Here is a 23066-nt window from a genome sequence, read left to right as displayed (position 1 = left end):
TAACACAGGAAAAGTACTTTTGAATCAAAAGTACTTTTCCTTCATTTTTAATTTTAGGAGGAAACAGAATGACATCTCTATGGATTACAAATGTTCGGCTAGAAAAAGGATTTATCTTGGAAAATGAACAAATTACAGGCACCAGCACTGAAATTAGCCACTTGAAAATCGCTGATGGGAAAATTGCGGAAATCACACAAATTGCTCCACATTCCAATGAAAACCAATTCGATGCAAAACAGAAGCTGGTACTTCCTTCTTTAAGAGATATGCACATTCATATTGACAAAACCTACTACGGCGGCCCATGGAAAGCCTGCACACCAATCACAAAGGGGATTTTCACCAGATTAGAAGAGGAAAAAGAACTTTTGCCAAAGCTTCTCCCAACGGCACAAGAACGCGCTGAAAAAATGATAGAGCTGTATTTAAAAAATGGCCATACTCATATACGTACTCATTGTAATGTCGACCCGGTAATTGGACTGAAAAACTTAGAAGCTACCGTCAATGCACTAAAAAAATATGAAGATGTCCTTACTTATGACATTGTTGCGTTTCCGCAGCATGGACTTCTGAGAAGTGATTCTGTCCAGTTAATTCGGGATGCTATGAAGAATGGTGCCACCTTAGTTGGCGGTGTGGATCCAGCTACAGTGGACAGGAACATTGAAAAGTCATTAAATACAATTTTTGAAATTGCAGCAGAACATAATAAAGGAGTGGATATCCATCTTCATGATCCTAACTCCTTGGGAGCTTTTACATTCGAGAGAATGGCAGATTATACAAGGGAAGCTGGTTTGGCAGGAAGAGCAACGATCAGCCATGGAATTGCATTAGCCGACCTAGATGGAGAAGCCCTGGCAGAAATGGCAGCAATATTGAAAGAGCAAGAAATAGATGTAACCACTACTATTCCGATAAATCGCACAACTATTCCAGTTCCCGCACTTGATCGTTATGGTATTCCTGTTTCAGTAGGGCACGACAGTCTCACAGATCATTGGTCTCCATTTGGTACGGGGAACACCATTCAGAAGTTAGGAACACTTGCGGAAAGATTCCGAATGATTGATGAATATTCTTTATCATCTGCCTTAAAGTATGCAACTGGCGGGATTACTCCCTTAAATCAAGCTGGTGAACAGGTTTGGCCAAAAGTCGGCGATGATGCCTCAATGATGCTGGTTGATGCTGCATGTTCGGCAGAAGCAATTGCGAGAAGAGCAACAGTCGAGTCATTATTTTTTAAAGGCAGGAAGGTTGAAAGCAAAAGAGCTGAAATTTAATCAATTCATAGCTTTAGAGCAAAAAGGAGGATATATAATGTCAACTTCTCATTGGTTAACAAATATTAAGATTGAAACAGGATATCTTCAGGATGACAATGGAGCTTATACGACAAAAACAGAACTCTTTCACTTAAAAATTGATGATGGAAAAATAATAGAAAAGCAGAGCAGCAGTTATGAAATTTCCAAGAATGAAAGTACAGTGGATGGAAGAGGTTTTTTGGCTCTGCCAACTTTTAAAGAGATGCACAACCATCTTGATAAAACCTACCTTTCTCTTGATTGGAAGGCTTGCAGGCCGGTCAAAAATTTAGAAGAACGTTTAAGGTATGAAGCATTGGAGCTTGAGGAATTGGCGCCTACGGCCAAACAGCGGGCAACTAAAATGATTGAGCTTCTCCTATCTAAGGGGTCAACTCATATTCGTACCCATGTAAATATTGATCCCTACATAGGCTTGAAGAATCTGGAGGGTGTAAGAGAAGCTTTAGAAGACTACTCCGACAAACTGACATTCGAAATTGTAGCTTTTCCTCAGCATGGTCTTTTAAGGGGAAATGTAATTCCTCTCATGAAAGAAGCGATGAGATCTGGAGCCAGCATTGTAGGTGGTCTTGATCCTGCAGGGATTGACCGTAATATCGAGAAGTCACTTTATGAAGTTTTAAATCTGAGTACAGAGTTTAATGCAGATATAGACATCCATTTACATGATGGCGGACATGTAGGGCTATATACGATTGATAAATTTGCAGAAATGGTAGAAGAAGCAAAGTGGCACAATCGTGCCGCTGTAAGCCATGCATTTTGTTTAGGGGAAGTACCAGTTCCGCAAGCAGAAGAAATGGCGGAAAGATTGAGTAAGCTTGGAATGTCGATCATGTCCACTATTCCTATAACAAAATCTCTTCCTCCAATTGAACTCTTAGACCGGAAAGGTGTAAATGTTTATCTGGGCTGCGATGGATTCTATGATTCCTGGGGTCCTTTCGGGAATGGAGATCTGCTGGAAAAAGTAACAAGATATGGTGAGCTTTATCGTAAGAGCGATGAAATTTCTCTGGCACAATCATTAAAATGGGCCACTGGGGGTCCTGTTCCATTAAACAAAGAAGGTGAGGCGAGTTGGCCGCTTGAGGGAGAAGAGGCAAATATGGTACTAGTCAATGCATCATGTTCGGCAGAAGCAGTGGCGAGAACACCTAAAAGAGAGGCGGTAATTTTTAGAGGGAAAGTTGTCGCAGGACAGTTAACATAAAAGTGTAAAAGGGTTTCCTGAATTAAATGATATATCTAAAGACGATATGGAGGATCAGATGCTGAAAATTGATGATGGCCTAATGTTCTTTGAAGCAGCTGGAAAAGGTGACCTTGAATGTTTGAAAGCATGTGTAGAGAGCGGCATTAATATTAATCTGCAGGATAAGAAAAAACAAACTGCCATTTTGATTGCTTCGATAAATAAGCATTATGATATGGTTCATTATCTGGCGGAGTCAGGGGCAGACATTAATCTTCAAGATCAAACCAGCTTAAACCCATTTCTATATGGATGCATTCATGGAGATTTGAAGTTAGTAAAAATGATGATTAGCGCTGGGGCTGATATTGCTCTCTTAACGAGATTTGGCGGAGTGGGTATTACTCCAGCCTGTGAAAAGGGACATATAGAAGTAGTTCGGGAGCTTTTAACATCTACAGATATAAACGTGAACCATACCAATTATTGCGGATGGACACCTTTGATTGAAGCAATTGTTTTGAATGATGGAGGAGAAACCCAGCAGGCCATCATAAGGCTATTGCTTGAACACGGGGCCGATACAAGCCTTACAGACCAATATGGTGTGAAGCCGATTGAGCTTGCCGGAAGAAAAGGATACAGAGAAATAGAGGATATTTTATTAATGGCTGGTATAGAGTAATTGAACCAAAGGGTTTGCAGCTCCTTATATTACAATTCATTTTTATTAAAGTCTGATAAGATTTATGGCTAAAAGAAAAAATCCCTTTCTGCTGGACAGCAGAAGGGGATTTCTTTTGATTCATAAAAGTGTCCTTCTAAATACATATATTGATCTCCCCAGCACAAATAGCGGCCAATGTAAAAGCATTTCAAGTGACCGCAAGAAAATTAAAGTTTAAAAGTTTTATCAAGCAGGGAAGAGGTAAGAATAGGATATTCAGATAATTTTGAAGATGGTATGTTAACATCAAGAAGAAGGACATATTAGAGTTAATCTTAAACAAAGGAGGAAATGACATGAATGCAGATATTCAAAAAGAAGAAAACCGTTTTTTTATAAATGATGAGAAAGGGGACATGATTGCTGAAATCACCTATATTCCAAGCGGCGATTCGGTCATAACCATAGACCATACATATGTAAGCGAATCCCTGCGCGGTCAGGGAGTTGCAGGAAAACTGCTGGAAAGTGTCGTTCACGAGGCACGCAGCAAAGGATATAAGATTGTGCCTGCCTGCTCATATGCCAAAGCTGTTTTTGACCGAAAGAGCGAATATCAGGATTTAATCGCGAAATAAAGGAGGTTTTTCTGAATGGACGCAAAAATAAAAAATGTAAATGGAACAGCCATCTCATATTATGATGAAGGCACTGGTGAGCCGCTGGTATTGCTGCATGGTTTTTGCGGCAGCAAAGATTACTGGGCAGGGATGATTTCAGTTTTGGCGGAGAACTTTCGCGTCATTGCGGTGGATCTTCCAGGACATGGGGGTTCAGGTTTGCCAGCCGGTGACCCATCAATTGAGAAGATGGCTGAAGTAATCAAAGGGGCTATAGAGGAGATGGAGCTGGATAAAATATCTCTTTTCGGCCACTCATTGGGCGGCTATGTAACTCTTGCATTTGCTGAAGCATACGAAGACAAGCTGAAATCCTTTTCTCTTGTCCATTCAACAGCCAGCCCTGATTCAGAAGAAGGAAAGAAAGGAAGAGACGCAGCTTCCGGCAAAATTGATAAAGAGGGAATTGAATCCTTTATTGATGGACTTGTGCCCAAGCTCTTTGCACCCGGTGAGAAACATCCAGAAGAAATTCAAGTGGCGAAAGAGATTGGCTATCGTACAAGACCTGAAGGTGCAAAGGCTGCCTTGAAAGCGATGAAACTGCGTGAGGACCGCAGCCATGTCTTGAAGAGCACTGAGCTGCCGGTATTACTTGTCGCTGGAGAAAAAGACCAGATTGTTCCTCCTGAAAAGTCATTTGCAGTTGAAGGACCTAATATTAAGCAAATGACCATTAAAGCTGCCGGACATATGAGCATGTACGAAGCTCCACAGGAACTCGCCGAAATTATTCAAAGGTTTTTGAAAGAGTAAGCAGTCTCTGTTTTTGAGCGCACATAAATTTGTGTTATGCGCACATAAATTGGCGTTATCCGCACATAAAGGTCCCTGTGACACCAAATTAATCATTTTTGCGATTGAAATATAGAAAAAAAAAGCTCCTTTTCACCCGAAAAGGAGCTTTTCTTACTTAAATATAACTGAAATGATCTCGTCTGTCGTCATTCCGCTTTCTATTTCAAACGTGCCGGGACGCAAATCGTTTTCTAGACCCCGTTTTTCTACATCTTTATAGAATTGGATTCCGCTTTCAATGATATGGGCTTTTTCAAGCGCGTTCCCAACGTCAATGCTGGTCATTCCCATTGATACGGTTAAAATAGTCCGGTAAACAATTTTTTCGCCAGTTTTGTCCTCAGTTTTCTCTTCTGCTTTTTCTTCTTTTTTCTCACTGGACTTGGCTGCGGCAGCGAGCTGCTTGCTCCATTCAGCTTCAGTGTTGACGACGTAGCCTTTAGATGCGAGCAATTCAATCATTTCTTTATCTGACAGCTTTTCTGCTTTCTCTGTCTTATCAGAAGGCTTTTCTGTACTCTTTGCTTCAGAAGGTCCAAAAAGGTAGACGCTTCCTGTCAAGATGGCCGCCGCTAAAAGGCCTGCTGCAAAACTGCGCAAGGTATTTGGTGTCATTGGGCAACCATGCTCCTTTCACCTTTGTTCGCTGAATAAGGCAGGAGCATCAGGTCGACCTCGTTAGGTGTAAGCTGTTTTTTTAATGCAATGCTTTCATTAGAATATCCGCGTTTATGCATATCCAATACTTCGCGAAGCAATAGTCTTTCTTCAGAAGGACCGCTCATTGCCCCGGATTGCTTTGCTGTAATCTCAGCATCCAATTCAATATTTCTGATTTGCTGCTGCAGCTCATGAATTTCATTCTTTAATGTAAAAGTAACCTGATCGATTTGCTGCTCAATATTTGATTTGGATTGCGCCGTTTTTAAAAACGATAAAATGAGCAGCACGACTGCTGAACCAAATAATATGGCGATTACCCATCCCATCCTAAAATCCTCCCTTATGTAAACACATTTTTTCTAGGTATCTATTTTTTTTCCAAACTAAATTATACCTTTATTGCGTGGGGATTTCGAATGATAACCTCAAAATAACACGATAGTCCCGTTTTTATGTAAGAAAAAGGAGTGTGTGGTAAATCTTATTGCTTATTAACAAAGAAATAAGAGGATAAAAAACCCGGTCCATACAGGACCAGGCATCAGTTTGTCAGCTTTCTTTCTGCAGCTGGGCGCGTTTGGCTGCATGCAGTATATCTTCGATAGGAGAGACTCTGCCGAATTTATCTTTATGGACAATATGTTTTCTTTCAAATTGGGTGGGATTATCGATTCCTGCAGCTGCCGCAAGATTAAATAATCCTTCTCTTAGAGAGATGACATAGTTGCAGACCCGGTAATGCTTTTCATCAACAATCAATCCATCCTGCAGCTTCTTGTCGGTTGTCGCAACCCCTGCAGGACAGTGATTGGTATGGCAGACTTGGGCCATGATGCAGCCGACGCTGATCATAAAGCCCCTGGCAATATTGACAAGATCCGCTCCCATCGCAAGAGCAATGGCGATTTTATCAGGAGTGATTAATTTACCGGAAGCGATAATTTTTACACGGTCTCTGACTCCGTACTCTCTCAGCATTTCATCCACAACTGTCAGGGCGGATTGGATGGGGAGCCCCACACTGTCTGCAAGCTCCTGATAAGTAGCGCCTGTTCCGCCTTCACCGCCATCAACTGTAATAAAATCAGGGCCTTTGCCGCTCTCCTTCATATAGGAAATCATGTTCTCAAGTGCATCAAGATCGCCTACCACTATTTTCATTCCGACAGGCTTTCCGCCTACACTCCGGAGCTCCTCAATAAAGTCGAACATAGAAGGGGCGTCATCAAATTCATAAAAACGGTTTGGACTGTTTATCGTTTTGCCAACCTCTACAAGCCGGATACTGGCAATTTCTTCGGTTACTTTTTCACCTTCAACGTGGCCGCCGCGGGTTTTCGCACCCTGCGCAAGCTTTAGTTCAAAGGCTTTTACCTCAGGCAGTTCACTTTTCTTTTTAAATTCTTCCCATGAAAATTCCCCGTTTGCCTTTCGGACGCCGAACATATCAGGGCCAATTTGCATAATGATGTCGGGGCTTCCAGCCAAATGATACTGAGACAAGCCGCCTTCACCAGTATTCATCCAGGTGCCGCCGGCAAGGCCAAGGCCTTTAGAAAGTGCAGTGATTGCTTTTTCGCCAAGAGAGCCATAGCTCATGGCCGATTGTCCTACAAGTCCCTTGACTCTGAATGGCTGCCGGCAGGTTTTATCTCCAAGAACCACCGCATCTTCATCCCGCAGATAGTAAGGATCGGCCAATTTTTCTTCGCTGTGTTCCTTTCTTGAAAACAGATTGTCTCCATCCACTTTATATACACGTGTTTTTACTTTCTGTGTATTATCCACCTTCATCTCATCAACGAGTTTAGGGAACAGGGTATTGCGTATATAGAAGCCTTCTTCATCAAAATCTCTTATAGATCCGAATCCTATTAGTCTTTCTTTGTATTTGCCGGCTTTGACAACATCCTGGTATTCTTTTCTCGAAAAAGGTTTGCCTTCTGTATCATTATTGAATAGGTATTGTCTTAACTCTGGACCTACTTTTTCTGTGATGTATCGCACCTTCCCAATTACCGGGAAGTTTCTGAGTATGGAGTGCTGTTTCTGCCTGTCATCTTTTACATACCAATAAATAAATAGAATGACTGGTACAAAAATAACTAATGAAATGAATATAAATAATGCAATGACAAGGTAATCTGTTAAACTCATTTTATCCTCCTTCTATTAAAACTGGCTTAAGGCTTCTCGTATAGCGGTGTCGCCTGAGGCTGCCTCTATGGTTGAATTAAAAATAGCTTCTTTATCAATAGACTCTACTAGAACTTCGGCTGCGTCCTCACGCGGAATCTCAGCATCCCGGTCATGTATTTTATCTGACAGGGTAATCCTTCCGCTGCCGGGATTGTCCGTTAATCGGCCAATCCGAATAACCGTGTAGACCAAATTGGCCGCTTTAAGCATATCCTCTGGAAGATCCTTCGCCGCAATCTTGCGGGAAGGATCCGTTTCACTTTCCTCCGCTTTGACTGCACTCATCATCACAAATCGTCTGACACCGGATTTTTGTGCCAATTGAATGATATCTGAAATAGATTGGTGATCGACCATGACAGTTTTGCTCGTATGTTTTTTAGGATTGACGCCGGTTAAATAAATCACTGCATCTGATGTCTCAAGATAGGGGATCAGCTTTTGCTCGTCATAAACAATTGCATGGGCTGCACCCAGTTTTACAAGATCTTCAATTTGGTTTTCATTTGCGGCAACGGCAAGAGCTTCAAGCTTCCTCTCTGCGAGCTTCCTGATTACATGCTCACCCACATCTCCATTGGCACCGATTACAATCACTTTCATGCTAACGCCTCCTTTTATACCCTTTTTCCACATAGGGTTTATTTAAAACCAAATTGGGCAAACAAAAAAGCTGCCCATTAGGACCGCGCTAAGTATAGGATAAATCCGTTTTTGCACCAGGAATGATTTTATTGCTCTTTATGTCCAAAGCAGAACTTGCCGCATATAAAATAAATGCTCCATCTTTTGCGGATGAAGCTGTACCATTTATGACAGCCGTTTAAAATTTTGGCCAAGAATTTCATTCATCGTATGAACAGTGATAAATCTTGCGGGCCGAACAGAACGGCGGAAGACAGGGCGATCAATCCGCAAAAAGCACTCCTCTGCCATAATTATGAAAATTGGAAGGGTTTTCAAAAGGGGATGTTATTATCTATTTTTGTTTAATTCTTATATAATAAGTTATGATTAGCACGACGTGAAAGGATGTAAAAAAATCTTGAAAAATAGAAAGTTTATTGTCATCCCCATTATGATTTTTGTAGCTGCAACGGCAATGTGGATGCTTAATAAAGATTATCAGCAAATAGATATGCTGATCCGATTGATGATAGCAGCTGGTGCAGCACTATTATCAGGAGTCATCTCATATTTTTTATTCAAGCCGGAAAAAGAAGAACAATAAAGATGCCTGCTCCCTGGAAAGGGGACAGGCATTTTTTTTGGAACTTTTACCATGCGGTTTCGTAAATAAGCTGAGGGAGTTGAATCATGTTAAGGAATGCCAAAGATGCAAAGGTACGGAATTTGCGGAAGGCACCGACTTCATGCCTGTTAACCATTAAATAAAAAGCTCTCAGCAGGATCTTTAAAAATCTATCGTTTTTGTTTAAGCTGCGGAGAAGTTGTTTCTATTAGAGTTGAGAATCCAGGTAAGCTTAGAAGCAGGTGATGGAAGAGAATGCTTCATGAAGCCGAAAATCAGGAAGCAAAGAGAAAATGGTCGCCATGAGCGCTTCATGAAGCCGAAAATCAGGAAGCAAAGAGAAAGATGGTCGCCATGAGCACTTCATGAAGCCGAAAATCAGGAAGCAAAGAGAAAAATGGTCGCCATGAGCACTTTATGAAGCCGAAAATCAGGAAGCAAAGAGAAAAATGGTCGCCATGAGCGCTTCATGAAGCCGAAAATCAGGAAGCAAAGAGAAAAATGGTCGCCATGAGCGCTTCATGAAGCCGAAAATCAGGAAGCAAAAAGAAAAATAGCCGCCATGAGCGCTTCTTGATGCCGCAAATCAGGAAGCAAACATGAAAAAGTCGTCATGAATCGCTTCCGCCAGCCGGCACTTTTATTTCTTCCGCTTGAGCAGCTGTAAATCAATGTACAGCTGGCATCTTGTGTTAAAGTCATCAAAGTCGATGGATGTTAAATCAGTAATTTGTTTCATTCGGTATTTTAATGTATTTGTATGGATGAAAAGCTGTTCCGCTGTCGGCTTAAGGCGGCAGTTGTTCAATAAATACACTTCAAGCGTCTTCAGCAGGCTGGTCTGACTTTCCAGGTCTTTTTTCTGCAGCTTAATAAGGTCTTCATTTACATATTTAGTCAGGCTGTTATGCAGAGCAATAGGTTCTAAATAACGGAATACCCATAGCTTTTTATATTCATACGGCAATTCTTCAGGTGATCCAATGAATTTGGCGGCTTTGATGACCTCCAGAGCCTCTGCATAGCTTTTGCGCAGTTTTAAGATGGAGGAATATTCTCCTCCGATCCCTGCATACACAGTCTGTGATCTGAATTGGCTAAGAACGGTATTGGTTAATTCATGTGCGTCTTCTGATAGGCTGCCAGGTGCAGGGGAACTGCTGCCGATCATGACGATAATTTCATGCTGGTTTGTAAATATGTGAGCTGGATGGCTGAGGGCATTTGCAAACAGCCGAACGGTTTCATTCAATTCCGCAAATATCTCTTCATCTGCCTGCACGACAGAAAATACGTTGATGATAAAGGCCTCAGGGAGGATGATTTTAACATTGGCCGCCTCCCATTTGATCTGATCTTCCGTCTGATAGGTACGATCAATAATCTTTTGATAAAATTGATGTTTTTCTTCTTCTTTGCGCAGTTTTTTCAGGTTTTTCTGATATAATAGCTTTCCAATATGGAAGGAAACATCATGCAGAAAGTTCATTTCACTTTCAGATAGAGAGCCTTCTAATTCCTGAACCCATATAAAACCCAGTATCTGCTCTTTATATTTTGCACTTACAACCACGCGCTGGTTAAGGCCGATTTCTTCCATTTTCTTAATTCTAAAAGGCTCAGGAATTGTCTTTAACTGATCAACAATGCCTTCATCCATGAATTTCTCCAAAATGGGAATGGGCCATCTCTTCGAAAATATAGTCTGCTGATTTGCCATATCAAAATGTTCAATATAATACGAGCTATAGGCCAGCAGCGAGAATTGTTCATCCTCGATGACAACGGGTTTCTTTAAAAAAGTGCTGACCATTTCTGTGATCTCATCAATATCTGTCATATTAAGGATTTTCTCCAGCGGCTGGCTCATTAAGGATCCCTCCTAAACATTGCTGTTCTTATTATAGTGAAAAACAATGGGAGGCACCACTCGAATTCTGCTGAAAGAAAAAGGACCGGGCAGTATTTTAGCCCAGTCCTAATAATTTTGTGTTATTTTAATGTTTTTTCAAAATCATCAAATTGTTTTTCAATTTCTGCAGAAGGCTTTGCAGTAAGTAGGCTTACCACTATGATGGCAATTAAGCTGGCAGCAAAGCCTGGAATCATTTCATAAAGTACATCAGATAATCCGGCTTGAGACCAAATTATGACAGTGCTTGCCCCAACAATCATTCCTGCTAATGCTCCCCATCTTGTCATGCGCTTCCAATAAAGACTAAGGATAATAAGCGGGCCGAAGGAAGAGCCAAAGCCTGCCCATGCATAACCTACCAGGCTTAAAATCGTTTCGTTCTTCTCCCATGAAATAATCAAAGCGATAACAGAAACGAGCAATACAGATAATCTGCCAATAGTAACTAACTCTTTATCCGAGGCAGAACGGCGGAAGAAGGTTTTGTATAAATCTTCCGTTAAAGAGCTGGATGTGACAAGCAGCTGTGATGATATTGTACTCATGATAGCTGCTAAAATCGCCGAGATTAAAAACCCGGTAATAATCGGATGGAATAAAACTTCCCCGAGCAGGATAAAAATCGTTTCAGGATCCTCGATTGCAGTACCTGTATCAGAGATATAGGCAATTCCAATAAAGCCTGTTAACATTGCGCCAATGACTGAAAAGATCATCCATCCCATTCCGATGCGAGTTGCTTTTTTGATCTCTTTGACGGAAGTGATAGCCATAAAGCGGACAATAATATGAGGCTGTCCAAAATAGCCAAGGCCCCATGCGAATAGAGAGATAATTCCCAGCAAGCTTGTCCCTGTAAAAATATTAAGCAATGAAGGATCGATGCTTCTGGCTGTATCAATGGCCGGTCCAAATCCGCCAACATGCATTAGGGTAACCAAAGGGACTAGTATTAGTGCAATAAACATAATCAGACCTTGAACAAAATCTGTCCAGCTAACCGCCAGGAATCCTCCAAAAAGTGTATACGCTACAACAACACCAGTAATAATCCATAAGCCAGTATGGTAGTCAAGGCCAAATGTACTTTGGAATAATACTCCTCCTGAAACCATCCCTGATGAAACATAGAAGGTAAAGAAAATTAAAATAACTAATCCTGAAATCAGACGAAGGATTTTGGAAGAGTCACCGAAGCGGTTTTCTAAATATCCTGGAATCGTGATAGAATCATTGGCTACCTCTGTATAAGAGCGAAGCCTTGGTGCAACGTAAAGCCAATTTGCCCAAGCTCCCAGAGTTAAACCAATTGCAATCCAGGAAGCGCTTAGTCCAGTGGCATACATGGCGCCTGGAAGCCCCATCAGCAGCCATCCGCTCATATCGGATGCTCCAGCACTTAAAGCTGTAACTGCAGGACCAAGTGTTCTTCCGCCCAGCATGTAATCATTTAGATTAGATGTACGCTTATAGGCGTAATAGCCAATCAAAAGCATGCCGATCATATACACAGTAATGGAAATAATTAATGCATAATCCATCCGTAAACCTCCTTTTGTAAAGTACAGTCTGTAATATTAAAAATTTTTAGATAAAGTAAGCTGTGATGAAGCGAATATTCTGCTTCATCATTACAAACAAATCCTAATGGTTTGTTTTTATTATAGCTATCTTTTAATATTTTGGAAGTGAAATAATTTTACAGTTTATTTTTTGAAAATGCCTTTAAAAGCAAAAGCAATATTAGCCGGGCGTTCAGCGAGCCTTCTCATGAAATATCCATACCAGTCCATTCCGTAAGGTACATAGACACGCATCTTATAGCCTTGCTTTGCCAGTTCCAGCTGTGTTTTATTCCTCATACCATAGAGCATTTGGAATTCAAAGCGATCGTTTGGAATGTTATGCTTCTTTGCCAATTCTTTTGTGTACTCGATGATCTGATCATCGTGGGAAGCTATTGCTGTATAATTTCCGTTTAACAGACTTTGCTCAATTAATTTCTTATAGTTTTCATCTACATCTGTCTTTTCAGGAAAAGCATGCTCTGGTGATTCTTTATAAGCACCTTTTACCATTCTTAAAAAAGGCTGATATTTCCCCAGATCCTCGAGGTCCTTTTCAGTCCGATACAGGTAAGCCTGCAGAACTGTGCTCACACAGCTGTACTTCTCTTTAAACTGTTTAAACAAATCGATAGTGGCCTGGCAGCGAGGTACATCCTCCATATCGATTGTCACCATTATCTTATGCTTCTCGGCAGTATCAAGAATTCTGGTCATGTTTTTCACAACAAGATCATGATCGATATCCAGACCAAGGGAAGTCATTTTTAGGGATACCTGTGAATCAAGTCCTTCTTTGCTGATCATTTCAATGGTTGAAATACATTCCTCTGTACGTTCATTCGCCACTTCAACAGAATCAACAAATTCTCCCAAATGGTCCACTGTTACAGAAAGTCCTTGATTATTCAGATCTCTGATAAAACGGACGCTGCTTTTGAAATCAACCCCGCCAATTAATTTACCTGCGGCAAAACTTCCGCCTCTGTTCTGGGCAATTTTATTCAGCAAGCTATTTTTTGATAAATATAGAAAAAAGTCTCTTGTAATCGCTTCCATTTATACCAGCACCTCCAATGGTTATATCTTTAGATTAATCTTACAATTCTGTGACAAGTTACGACAATGTTCATAAAAAACAAAGATTCTATAATTCTATTGTTGACAGAAGACAATGAAAGGCTGCATTTTCCAGACTATGAAACATCTGCTTCAGTTCCAGGCCACTTCCATTTTCTGTTGTCAATTAATATGTAAGAAAAGTTTCCATATTATTGTTTACATTGACAAGCATTTGTATTTAAATAGTAATATAGTTTTGAATATTAACTTATTTCTGAAAACGGGGGTTAGAGAAAATGAGAAAGCAGTTAAAGAAATTTGCGCAATTTACAGCATTGTCCAGTTTGCTTGTCCTCTCTGCATGCGGCGGCAATCAGGCTGCAGGGGATGAGGAAGGGGAGAGCAGCGGAGGAGCTGTTAAAGCGGATATTGGAGTTATTTCTTATATCAGCGGGCCAGGTGCAGCTTATGGCGAAGCTATTACAAATGGCTTAAAGCTCGCGCAGGAAGAAATCAATGACAAGGGTGAAGTCGAGATAAAACTTGTTATAGAAGATTCCGCCGGCAAGCAGGATCAGGCATTAACAGCAGCTCAAAAGCTTATGAACTCAGAGAATGTAACAGGCATTATCGGGCCTACATTAAGTACAGAAATGAATGTTGTTGGTCCAGAAGCCGATCTGAACGGGGTACCGATTATGGGGACTTCAACAACTGCAGAAGGGATTCCGCAAATTGGGGACTATGTCTTCCGCAACTCACTGCCTGAAGCATTGGCGATTCCGGCTTCAATAGATAAAGCCATTGAGAAATATGATGCTAAAAAAGTAGCAATTCTATATGGAAATGATGATGTTTTTACAAAATCAGGCTTTGACACGATGAAAAAAGCAGCAGAAGAGAAGGGCCTTGAAATCTTAACGATTGAAACGTTCCAAAAAGGACAATCAGACTATAATGCACAATTGACGAAAATTAAAGGTTTAAAGCCAGACCTTATTCTGGCGTCGGCTCTATACAATGAAGGTGCAGTCATAATGGATCAGGCAAGGAAAATGGGCATTGATGTCCCGTTTGTTGGAGGAAACGGCTTCAATTCTCCTGAGGTAATCAATATCGCAGGGGATGCAGCAAATGGCCTGATTGTGGCAACTCCTTGGTATGGTGAAAAAGAGGATGATAAGGTCAAGGAATTTGTCGGTAAATATGAGGAAGAATACGGTAAAAAGCCTGACCAATTTGCAGCCCAGGCTTACGATGCACTGTACATTATGGCTGAAGCATTAAAAAATGCGGGTGAAGCTGACCGTGATGCACTTCGTGACGCTTTGGCCGAAATCAAAGGCTTTAACGGAATCCTTGGAGAGTTCTCTTTTGATGAAGAAGGGGATGTCGTAATGGATCCGACAGTTTTGGTTATCGAAGGCGGGGCATTTAAGGAATTTAATTAAGAAACCTGCAAAAGTGAAGCTCTGGCGCTTTCAGTGCCAGAGCTTACTTTTAAGAAAATGATTCATATAAATAAAGTTAGTAGGTGAATACCGTGTTAATTGAACAATTAATAAACGGAATTACCCTTGGCAGCATTTATGCCATCGTTGCACTTGGGTTTACATTGGTTTTCGGGGTGCTTGGCATTATCAATATGGCACACGGAGAAATTTTTATGTTCGGAGCCTTCATTGGTGTTGTTGTCACTTCCACATTTAAAGGGCCGCTTTGGCTGGCCTTTATGGCAGCGATTTTGGTAACTGCCGCAATGGGATATCTGCTTGAGCGATTTGCCCTGAGACCGCTCAGGAATAAACAGGGGGTATCCCATCTGGCGCCATTGATCAGTACCATTGGCGTTTCGATACTGCTGGAAAATCTGTCCCACCACATTTTTGGTCCAGGCAACCATCCTTTCCGTGCTTCTTTTGCGGAAATAAGTTTCCAGATTGGTTCGATAACCGTATATCTTGTGCAGATTGTTATCTTTGTCATTTCTGTCCTTCTCATGTACGCCCTTTCTTTTTGGCTAGGCAAAACAAAGGCAGGAAAAGCCTTAAGGGCAACTGCTGAAAACCTGGAAACTGCAAGCCTTCTTGGTGTCGATGTGAAAAGAACGATTACAATGACTGTTATCATCGCATCTGCGATGGGCGGGATTGCCGGGATCCTGGTCGGAATGGCATTTAACTCTGTTACGCCTCAGATGGGATTATCCATTGGCCTAAAAGGACTTGCTATCATCATTCTTGGAGGCATGGGGAATGTCAAGGGAGCAATGGCCGGGGGCCTTATCCTTGGTCTGGCGGAAACCTTTGTCGTTGTTTACGGCAATTCGGGATACAAGGATGCAATAGCTTTTGCGGCTATTATCGTCATACTTCTCATCAGGCCGCAGGGATTGTTTGGCCAAAAAATTTCAGCGTAAGAAGGTGAACACATGCTTGCAGAATTAATAAATCCATATTATTTACAGGTTGCTTCTTTTATATTAATAAACATTATTTTAGGGGTAAGTATATATATTACTCTATCAACTGGTCAGCTCTCGCTTGCCAATGCAGGATTTATGGGGATCGGTGCCTATACATCGGCCCTTCTGACGCTGAATTTTGACCTTCCGATTATTGTGGGGATACTAGCGGGCACTTTATTGGCGGGTTTATTCGGAATCCTTATCGGGATACCGACATTAAGGCTTCAGGGTGTTTACCTCGCCATTGTTACCCTCGGGTTTGGAGAGGTTATCCGGGTTATTTTTGTAAACTGGGAGTCTATGACAAAGGGAGCTGTAGGTTTATCAGGTATTCCGCATATGGGCCGTGAACTGCTGAATACTCTAAAAGACTTTGGCTTTGATCCGAAAATACTTGGACTCCAAAATAACCAGTTTGTATTTCTAGCTATTTTCCTTATTTTATTAGGGGTTACAATCAGCATAATCACGTTTTTCAGAAGGCAGAATCGTTCCAGAGTGGGACGGGCTTTCGCAGCGATTAAGCTGGATGAAAAAGCAGCAGAGTCAATGGGCATCAATATTACTTATTATAAGGTCCTGGCATTTGCTCAAGGGGCACTGGTAGCCGGATTTGCAGGCGCATTATTTGCACATGTTCTTGCGTACATAAGTCCTGCCGATTTTGCCTATCACCGTGCGGTTGAGATACTGATTTTCGCAGTTTTCGGGGGAAGCGAAGTAATTTGGGGACCGGTGTTTGGAGCGTTCTTTTTAACTGTAATGCCCGAAGTGCTCAGGTTTATCAGCGAATACCGATACATGATTTACGGTCTGATCATTATTATCATGATGGCTGTCCGGCCGCAGGGATTAATTGATGTAAATATTTTAAATTGGCTCAAGCTTAAAACATCAAAAAGGAGGCAAAAGCATGGTACTTCAAGTCAAAAAAGCATGTAAAAACTTTGGCGGGCTGAGTGCCCTGTCTGATGTCTCGTTCTCTATTAACCAGGGTGAGATCTTTGGGCTGATTGGTCCGAATGGAGCCGGGAAGACAACGATGTTCAATCTGATTACATCGATGTTTACTCCTACTTCAGGCGAGATTATCTTTAATGACGACAATATCAATGGCTTAAAGCCGCACCTGATCACGAAAAAAGGCATCTGCAGAACATTCCAGAATATTCGCCTGTTTCCGCAGATGACAGCAGAAGAAAATGTGATGGTTGGGGAGCACTGCCGAAGTAAATCCGGGGTATTCAGCAGTGTATTCAGGACAAAATCACAGCGGAAAGAAGAAGAAAAAATCCGCAGCAAAGCGAATGAACTATTAGAGTTTGTTGGGCTGGGAGGTTTTGCAGAGGTTGTTTCTGACAGCCTGGCATATGGCCAGCAAAGAAGGCTGGAAATTGCCAGGGCACTGGCCAGTTCTCCTCAGCTGCTGCTGCTGGATGAACCGGCAGCTGGAATGAATGAAACAGAAACAAGCGAATTATTTCATCTCATCAAAAAAATACAGGAACAGGGCATCACTGTCCTGCTGATCGAGCACGATATGCCGCTTGTCATGAAATTATGCGACCGTATTGCCGTGCTAAACTTCGGCAAGAAAATTGCTGAAGGCACACCTGCTGAAATCCAAAATAATTCGGATGTCATCGAAGCCTATCTCGGCAGTGAGGAGGAGGATTTGTATGCTTAAGGTAAACGGGATTAATGCCTTTTATGGAAAAATCCAGGTTCTAAAAAGCATCAGCCTCGAAGTGGAAGAGGGCAGTATTGTTACGATACTTGGAGCAAACGGAGCAGGAAAGACAACGACTATGAAGACCATTTCCGGCTTGCTTAAGCCTCAAGCCGGCAGTATTCAATTTCAGGGGCAGGATGTAACGGGACTGCGGCCGGACCAGCTGCTGCGCAAAGGGATTGCTCTTGTTCCAGAAGGCCGCCAAATTCTTTCAGGAATGACAGTGCTTGAAAATCTTGAGATGGGAGCGTACCATCGAAAGGATATTGAAATTGCCCAGGATATTAAGAAAGTAATGGAACGTTTCCCAATCCTTGAAGAAAGGCAGAAACAGCTTGGCGGAACATTATCCGGCGGTCAGCAGCAGATGCTGGCCATTGCGAGAGCAATCCTCAGCAAACCAAAGCTGCTTCTTCTTGACGAACCGTCAATGGGGCTGGCCCCTCTAATAGTGGCTGATATCTTTAAAATTATTAAAGAAATTAACGAAGCGGGCACTACTGTTCTTCTAGTGGAGCAGAATGCAAGGCAGGCGTTAAAAATATCCGATTATGGATATGTCCTGGAAACAGGAAAAATGGTTGCTGAGGGAAGTTCACAGAAGCTCCTGAATGATCCTAGAATCATGGAAGCTTACCTGGGGCGGAAATCAAGCTAAATATAAAAGGCCGAATCTTTAGATTTGGCCTTTTATATTTTTACCTATTGCATTATAGTAAAATCGGTTGATAAAGGAATTATTTGTGCAAAAACGGAGGACAAATGAAAAAGAGAAAGAAGATCTTAAAACGGCTGATCATCATTTTTTTAATTCTCGGCGTATTTGTGTTTTTAAACAACAGCTCCCTGTTTACAAAAGAAAGAAATGCTAAGCCGCTGCTTCTCGCCCATAGAGGAATGGCACAGACCTTTCAAATGGAAGGGATAACGGGGGAGACGTGTACGGCTGAAAGAATTTACGAGCCTGAGCATTCCTTTCTTGAAAATACGATTCCTTCCATGGAAGCAGCTTTTGAGGCAGGTGCAGATGTAGTTGAATTGGATATTCAGCTTACTAAGGATGGACAGTTTGCGGTGTTCCATGATTGGACGCTGGAATGCCGGACAAATGCAAAGGGAAATACCAGAGATTATACAATGAAGGAATTAATAAAGTTGGACATTGGATACGGATATACAGCGGATAATGGAAAAAACTATCCGTTTCGCGGTAAAGGAATCGGGATGATGCCAAGCCTTGATGAAGTCATGAACAAGTTTCCGGAAGGCGATTTCTTAATCCATATTAAAAGCAATGACCCCCAAGAAGGAGAAAAGCTTGCTGAATACCTGTCCATGTTTTCAGAAGACAGATTGGAGAAAATATCTGTTTATGGAGGAGACGAACCTATTGCTGCACTGAAGGAAGAAATGCCTGCAATGAGGGTGATGTCCAAGGCAACATTGAAAGATTGCCTTCTGCCGTATATAGGGGCAGGATGGACAGGGTATGTTCCAAACTCCTGCAAAAACACACAGCTTCATATTCCTGAATCATATACGAAGCTGATGTGGGGCTGGCCGAATAAATTTTTAAATCGAATGGACGATGCAGGCACAAGAGTTATTGTGGTTGCAGGGGACGGAAGCTGGTCGGAAGGATTTGACAGATCTAAAGACTTGGAACGGCTGCCTGATGATTATTCAGGAGGCATCTGGACAAACAGGATTGACCTGATTGCCCCAATTTATAAGAAAGAATAGGCGCTTGGTTTGATCCAGGCGTTTTTTAATTTTTTGATGGAATTATTTAAAAATTTTGTAAAAAGGATTATGATATTGAAAAGGATTATTTAGTTTGCCGAAGGATTTTAGGTGTCTTATTATACATATATTATAAATTGCAATAACAGCTTGGGGGACTATAAATGGGAAAAGTTTTAGCATTTCTTAAGCCTTACCGGATAGCGGTGGCAATCGCATTATTATTAATGCTGACTGAGCTTGCTGTTGAGCTTATTCAGCCATTATTAATGGCAAAAATCATAGATGAAGGCATCCTGCAGAATGACCTGCAGGAGGTCGTGAAGTGGGGAGGGATTATGCTGGCTGCTTCTTTTGCCGCTTTTGCGGCTGGAGTCATTAATTCCTTTTATGCTGCCCATGCCAGCCAAAGCTTTGGTTTTGATGTAAGGAAAAGCTTATATGACAAAGTGCAGTCCTTCTCCTTTGCCAACTTTAATCTTTTCCCGACATCTTCATTAATTACCCGGATGACTAATGATATTACGCAGCTTCAAAATACCGTTTTTATGAGTCTTCGAATCATGATGAGAGCTCCTTTATTAATAATTGGCGGCCTTATAATGGCTTTTGTGGTAAATGTGAAGCTTGCTCTTATCTTGTCAGCTGTGGCCCCATTCCTTTTTCTATTTTTGTTCTGGGTAATGGGAAAAGGCGGCGCGCTGTTTAAAGCAGTCCAGGAAAAGCTGGACTCTGTAAACAGCGTCATGCAGGAGAATCTGACGGGGATTCGGCTAATTAAAGCGTTTGTCCGCAGAAACCATGAAGTGAAACGATTTACGCGCACGAATGAGGATCTTAGAGATGGAACGGTTAAAGCATTGCGTCTGATGGAAGTGACCATGCCTGTTTTGCTTTTAATTATGAATCTAAGTATTCTTGGAGTGCTTTGGTTTGGCAGCATACAGGTAAATGCAGGGGATGTAAAGGTAGGAGAGATTGTTGCAATTGTTAACTATGCAACCAGAATAACAGCCGCTTTCTCCATTTTCTCCTGGATTATCATGGCATTCTCAAGGGCGCGTGCCTCTGCAAATCGTGTTGCAGAGGTACTGGAGACTGATGTGGATTTGACAGACAGCTCAGAATCCAAGAATGCCCTAACAGTAAGTCAGGGCAAAATTCTATTTAAAAATGTATCTTTTAATTACCCAGGTACTTCAGAGAAGGTGCTGGATGGCATCAGCTTTACAATAAATCCTGGGGAAACAGTAGCGATATTAGGTGCAACAGGCTCAGGAAAGACCTCTTTATTCCAGCTCATCCCCCGGCTTTATGATGTGACTGGAGGAAAGATTGAAATTGATGGGCATGATGTCCGGGAAATGAAAATGGAGAATCTCCGCAGGAAAATTGGCTTTGTGCCTCAGGAAGCACTGCTTTTTACAGGCAGTGTGAAAGAGAACATTTCATGGGGCAAGGAAGATGCCGTTATGGAGGAAATAACTGAAGCAGCTGTCAATGCACAAATACATGAAACGATTATGAAGCTGTCTCAAGGTTATGAAACAAAAGTGGGACAAAAGGGTGTTAATTTATCGGGCGGGCAAAAACAGCGTCTATCCATTGCCCGGGCGCTAGTAAGAATGCCGAAAATCCTTCTCCTTGATGACAGCACAAGTGCATTGGATATGAAAACAGAGGCGAAACTTTTGAGCTCTTTAAAAAAATATACTTGTACAACACTGATTATCACACAGAAAATCAGTACAGCAATAGAAGCAGACAGAATCTTATTGCTTGAGGATGGAAGGCTTCTGGCTGAGGGAGACCACGAGAATCTTCTTAAAACATCGGGATTGTATAAGCGGATTTTTCAATCCCAATCTGGAGAGGAGAACAGTAATTATGCTTAAACAGCTCAAAGAACCTTTCCAATATAAAAAGATTCCTCTTGAATTAAATGATGAATTTACTAAAGGGAAAAAGCCGAAATCTGAGAACATTAATTTCAAATTAAAAAGAATCTGGTCATATTTAGCCTGCAATAAAGGATTGTTATCTCTCGTTCTATTTATGGTTGTTATCAGCTCGGCAATGGGGCTGCTTGGTCCATATTTAGTCGGGATGGCTATTGACGAGTATATTGTTACAAAGAACAGCGATGGATTTATAGCTTTACTGATTTGGCTCGGAGTCATTTATGTGATGAACTCGCTTGCACTTTGGTTTCAGAATTATTGGATGATCGGCATCGCACAGGAAACTGTTTTTACAATGAGAACGAAGCTTTTTGGACATTTGCATAAGCTCCCAATCCCCTTCTTTGACAAGCGGCAGCAGGGTGAACTGATGAGCAGGGTAACAAACGATATTGAAAATGTCAGCTCGACTCTGAACAGCTCAGTGATCCAGGTCTTTTCCAGCCTGCTGACTTTAATTGGCACTGTATCCGTTATGCTTTGGCTCAGTCCTTTGCTGACGCTCATTACACTGATCATTGTGCCGCTGATGTTTTTTGGAATGAAATGGATTACTGCACGGACAGGAAGGTTATTTAAAGAGCAGCAAAAGAATCTTGGAGAGCTGAACGGCTTTATTGAAGAGACCATATCAGGACAGAGGATCATCAAGACCTTTTCACAGGAAAAGAAAGTTATGGCCGAGTTCCGGAAAAAAGGGGAAAAACTTAGGGGGGCAGGGTTCTGGGCCCAGACATATTCGGGGTTTATCCCGAAGCTGATGAATATTCTGAACAACTTGAGCTTTGCCATTATTGCGGGGGTTGGAGGCATTTTTGCCCTGAACGGAATGATTTCAATCGGTGTCATTGTCATATTCACGGAATATTCCCGGCAATTCACACGTCCGCTTAATGACCTGGCAAACCAATTTAACACACTTTTATCAGCGATTGCAGGAGCTGAGCGGGTATTTGACATAATGGATGAAGATGAAGAATTCAGAGATGAAGGGCATCTAAAAGAACTTACCGATGTGAAAGGCGAGGTTGAATTCATTAATGTTTCTTTTTCATATGAAGAAGATGGAAATACGGTAAGGGATGTAAACCTTCATGTGAAATCAGGACAGACTGCTGCTCTAGTTGGTCCAACAGGTGCAGGAAAGACAACAATGATCAATTTGCTCTCCCGATTTTATGAACGGGACTCAGGCCGTATATTAATTGACGGTGAAGATATAGCCAATGTGAAAAAAGAAAGCCTGAGGAAGCATATGGGATTTGTGCTGCAGGACTCCTTTCTGTTCCGCGGCACTGTGCGCGAAAATATCCGCTACGGCAGGCTGGAAGCCTCAGATGATGAAGTGGTGGAAGCGGCTAAGCTTGCCAATGCCCATTCTTTTATCATGAAACTTCCTCAGCAGTATGAGACACTGCTGAGTCAGGACGGAAATGGCATTAGTCAGGGGCAGAAGCAGCTTCTTTCCATTGCACGTGCATTTCTGGCCAACCCGGGCATTTTAATTCTGGATGAAGCAACAAGCAGCATTGATACGATTACCGAGCTTAAAATTCAGGATGCCCTCCAGGAATTGATGAAAGGCAGGACCAGTTTTGTCATTGCCCACCGTCTGAATACGATTCAAAAAGCGGATAAAATCTTTGTTCTTGAAGAGGGCAGGATTATTGAGGAAGGTACACATGAATCTCTGCTTGAAAAGGAAGGCTTTTATTATCGGCTTCATGGTAAATCGGCTGTGGGGGCAAATGCCTGAAATGGCAGTCTGATGCAAAAAAGGTTTTTGCCCTTCAGCGATACGTTGGATTTTACAAACAAGAGGCGGAC

21 protein-coding genes are annotated in these 23066 nt (G+C 41.8%); 14 read left to right on the top strand and 7 right to left on the bottom strand.

Going from position 1 to position 23066, the window contains the following annotated elements; translation table 11 throughout:
* The first annotated feature begins 68 nt into the window (after positions 1–68).
* The 5 genes from QUF73_11810 (at position 69) to QUF73_11790 (ending at position 4638) form a co-directional block, all read left to right on the top strand.
* The gene (locus QUF73_11810; protein MDM5226891.1) at positions 69–1292 is read left to right on the top strand and encodes an amidohydrolase family protein; all 1224 of its coding nucleotides are present in this window, start codon (positions 69–71) and stop codon (positions 1290–1292) included.
* Positions 1293–1329: 37 nt separating this feature from the next.
* Complete coding sequence (locus QUF73_11805; GenBank protein ID MDM5226890.1) at positions 1330–2553, top strand: amidohydrolase; 1224 nt, start codon at positions 1330–1332, stop codon at positions 2551–2553.
* A gap of 58 nt (positions 2554–2611) precedes the next feature.
* Entirely contained in the window at positions 2612–3220 is a 609-nt protein-coding gene (locus QUF73_11800) for an ankyrin repeat domain-containing protein (protein MDM5226889.1), read from the top strand.
* A 338-nt stretch (positions 3221–3558) separates the two neighbouring features.
* Positions 3559–3840 carry a GNAT family N-acetyltransferase gene (locus QUF73_11795; GenBank protein ID MDM5226888.1) on the top strand — a complete coding sequence of 94 codons (282 nt, stop codon included), beginning with the start codon at positions 3559–3561 and terminating at the stop codon, positions 3838–3840.
* Between the two features lie 15 nt (positions 3841–3855).
* The gene (locus QUF73_11790) at positions 3856–4638 is read left to right on the top strand and encodes an alpha/beta fold hydrolase (protein MDM5226887.1); all 783 of its coding nucleotides are present in this window, start codon (positions 3856–3858) and stop codon (positions 4636–4638) included.
* Positions 4639–4791: 153 nt separating this feature from the next.
* Here the strand turns inward: QUF73_11790 and QUF73_11785 are convergent, their stop codons facing one another.
* The 4 genes from QUF73_11785 to QUF73_11770 form a co-directional block, all read right to left on the bottom strand.
* Positions 4792–5295, bottom strand: a complete 504-nt coding sequence (locus QUF73_11785; protein MDM5226886.1) for a hypothetical protein — start codon at positions 5293–5295, stop codon at positions 4792–4794.
* On the bottom strand, positions 5292–5669 hold the full coding sequence (locus tag QUF73_11780) for a hypothetical protein (protein MDM5226885.1): 378 nt from the start codon (positions 5667–5669) through the stop codon (positions 5292–5294). The genes QUF73_11785 and QUF73_11780 overlap by 4 nt, the downstream gene beginning before the upstream one ends.
* Positions 5670–5892: 223 nt before the next feature.
* A complete protein-coding gene (locus QUF73_11775) occupies positions 5893–7500 on the bottom strand; it encodes an FMN-binding glutamate synthase family protein (protein ID MDM5226884.1) in 1608 nt (535 codons plus the stop codon).
* A 15-nt stretch (positions 7501–7515) separates the two neighbouring features.
* Positions 7516–8145 (bottom strand): NAD(P)H-binding protein, encoded by a 630-nt coding sequence (locus QUF73_11770; protein ID MDM5226883.1) that lies wholly within the window; start codon positions 8143–8145, stop codon positions 7516–7518.
* A gap of 442 nt (positions 8146–8587) precedes the next feature.
* Between QUF73_11770 and QUF73_11765 the strand changes: the two genes are divergently transcribed.
* On the top strand, positions 8588–8773 hold the full coding sequence (locus tag QUF73_11765) for a histidine kinase (GenBank protein MDM5226882.1): 186 nt from the start codon (positions 8588–8590) through the stop codon (positions 8771–8773).
* Between the two features lie 661 nt (positions 8774–9434).
* Here QUF73_11765 and QUF73_11760 read toward each other — a convergent pair.
* The 3 genes from QUF73_11760 to QUF73_11750 form a co-directional block, all read right to left on the bottom strand.
* On the bottom strand, positions 9435–10664 hold the full coding sequence (locus tag QUF73_11760) for a helix-turn-helix domain-containing protein (GenBank protein MDM5226881.1): 1230 nt from the start codon (positions 10662–10664) through the stop codon (positions 9435–9437).
* Positions 10665–10786: 122 nt separating this feature from the next.
* The gene (putP, locus tag QUF73_11755) at positions 10787–12250 is read right to left on the bottom strand and encodes a sodium/proline symporter PutP (protein ID MDM5226880.1); all 1464 of its coding nucleotides are present in this window, start codon (positions 12248–12250) and stop codon (positions 10787–10789) included.
* Between the two features lie 165 nt (positions 12251–12415).
* Positions 12416–13333: a proline dehydrogenase gene (locus tag QUF73_11750; GenBank protein MDM5226879.1), complete on the bottom strand. Its 918-nt coding sequence runs from the start codon at positions 13331–13333 to the stop codon at positions 12416–12418.
* 299 nt (positions 13334–13632) lie between these two features.
* On the opposite strand from QUF73_11750, the gene QUF73_11745 reads away from it, so the two are divergent.
* The 8 genes from QUF73_11745 to QUF73_11710 all read left to right on the top strand — a co-directional run bounded on the left by QUF73_11745 (position 13633) and on the right by QUF73_11710 (position 22995).
* The gene (locus QUF73_11745) at positions 13633–14787 is read left to right on the top strand and encodes an ABC transporter substrate-binding protein (GenBank protein ID MDM5226878.1); all 1155 of its coding nucleotides are present in this window, start codon (positions 13633–13635) and stop codon (positions 14785–14787) included.
* Positions 14788–14879: 92 nt separating this feature from the next.
* A complete protein-coding gene (locus QUF73_11740; protein ID MDM5226877.1) occupies positions 14880–15755 on the top strand; it encodes a branched-chain amino acid ABC transporter permease in 876 nt (291 codons plus the stop codon).
* Positions 15756–15767: 12 nt separating this feature from the next.
* Positions 15768–16745 carry a branched-chain amino acid ABC transporter permease gene (locus QUF73_11735; protein ID MDM5226876.1) on the top strand — a complete coding sequence of 326 codons (978 nt, stop codon included), beginning with the start codon at positions 15768–15770 and terminating at the stop codon, positions 16743–16745.
* Positions 16717–17490: an ABC transporter ATP-binding protein gene (locus QUF73_11730; GenBank protein ID MDM5226875.1), complete on the top strand. Its 774-nt coding sequence runs from the start codon at positions 16717–16719 to the stop codon at positions 17488–17490. The genes QUF73_11735 and QUF73_11730 overlap by 29 nt, the downstream gene beginning before the upstream one ends.
* Positions 17483–18193, top strand: coding sequence for an ABC transporter ATP-binding protein (locus QUF73_11725; GenBank protein MDM5226874.1), 711 nt, complete (start codon positions 17483–17485; stop codon positions 18191–18193). Before QUF73_11730 ends, QUF73_11725 begins: the two co-directional genes overlap by 8 nt.
* 104 nt (positions 18194–18297) lie before the next feature.
* Positions 18298–19278: a glycerophosphodiester phosphodiesterase family protein gene (locus tag QUF73_11720; GenBank protein MDM5226873.1), complete on the top strand. Its 981-nt coding sequence runs from the start codon at positions 18298–18300 to the stop codon at positions 19276–19278.
* A 164-nt stretch (positions 19279–19442) separates the two neighbouring features.
* Positions 19443–21173 carry an ABC transporter ATP-binding protein gene (locus QUF73_11715; GenBank protein ID MDM5226872.1) on the top strand — a complete coding sequence of 577 codons (1731 nt, stop codon included), beginning with the start codon at positions 19443–19445 and terminating at the stop codon, positions 21171–21173.
* Complete coding sequence (locus tag QUF73_11710; GenBank protein ID MDM5226871.1) at positions 21166–22995, top strand: ABC transporter ATP-binding protein; 1830 nt, start codon at positions 21166–21168, stop codon at positions 22993–22995. Before QUF73_11715 ends, QUF73_11710 begins: the two co-directional genes overlap by 8 nt.
* Positions 22996–23066 lie beyond the last annotated feature (71 nt).

The sequence above is a fragment of the Cytobacillus sp. NJ13 genome (assembly GCA_030348385.1).
Lineage (GTDB): Bacteria > Bacillota > Bacilli > Bacillales > Cytobacillaceae > Cytobacillus.
The sequence above is the reverse complement of the archived record's forward strand: the minus strand, read 5'-3'. Positions and strand labels throughout refer to the sequence as shown.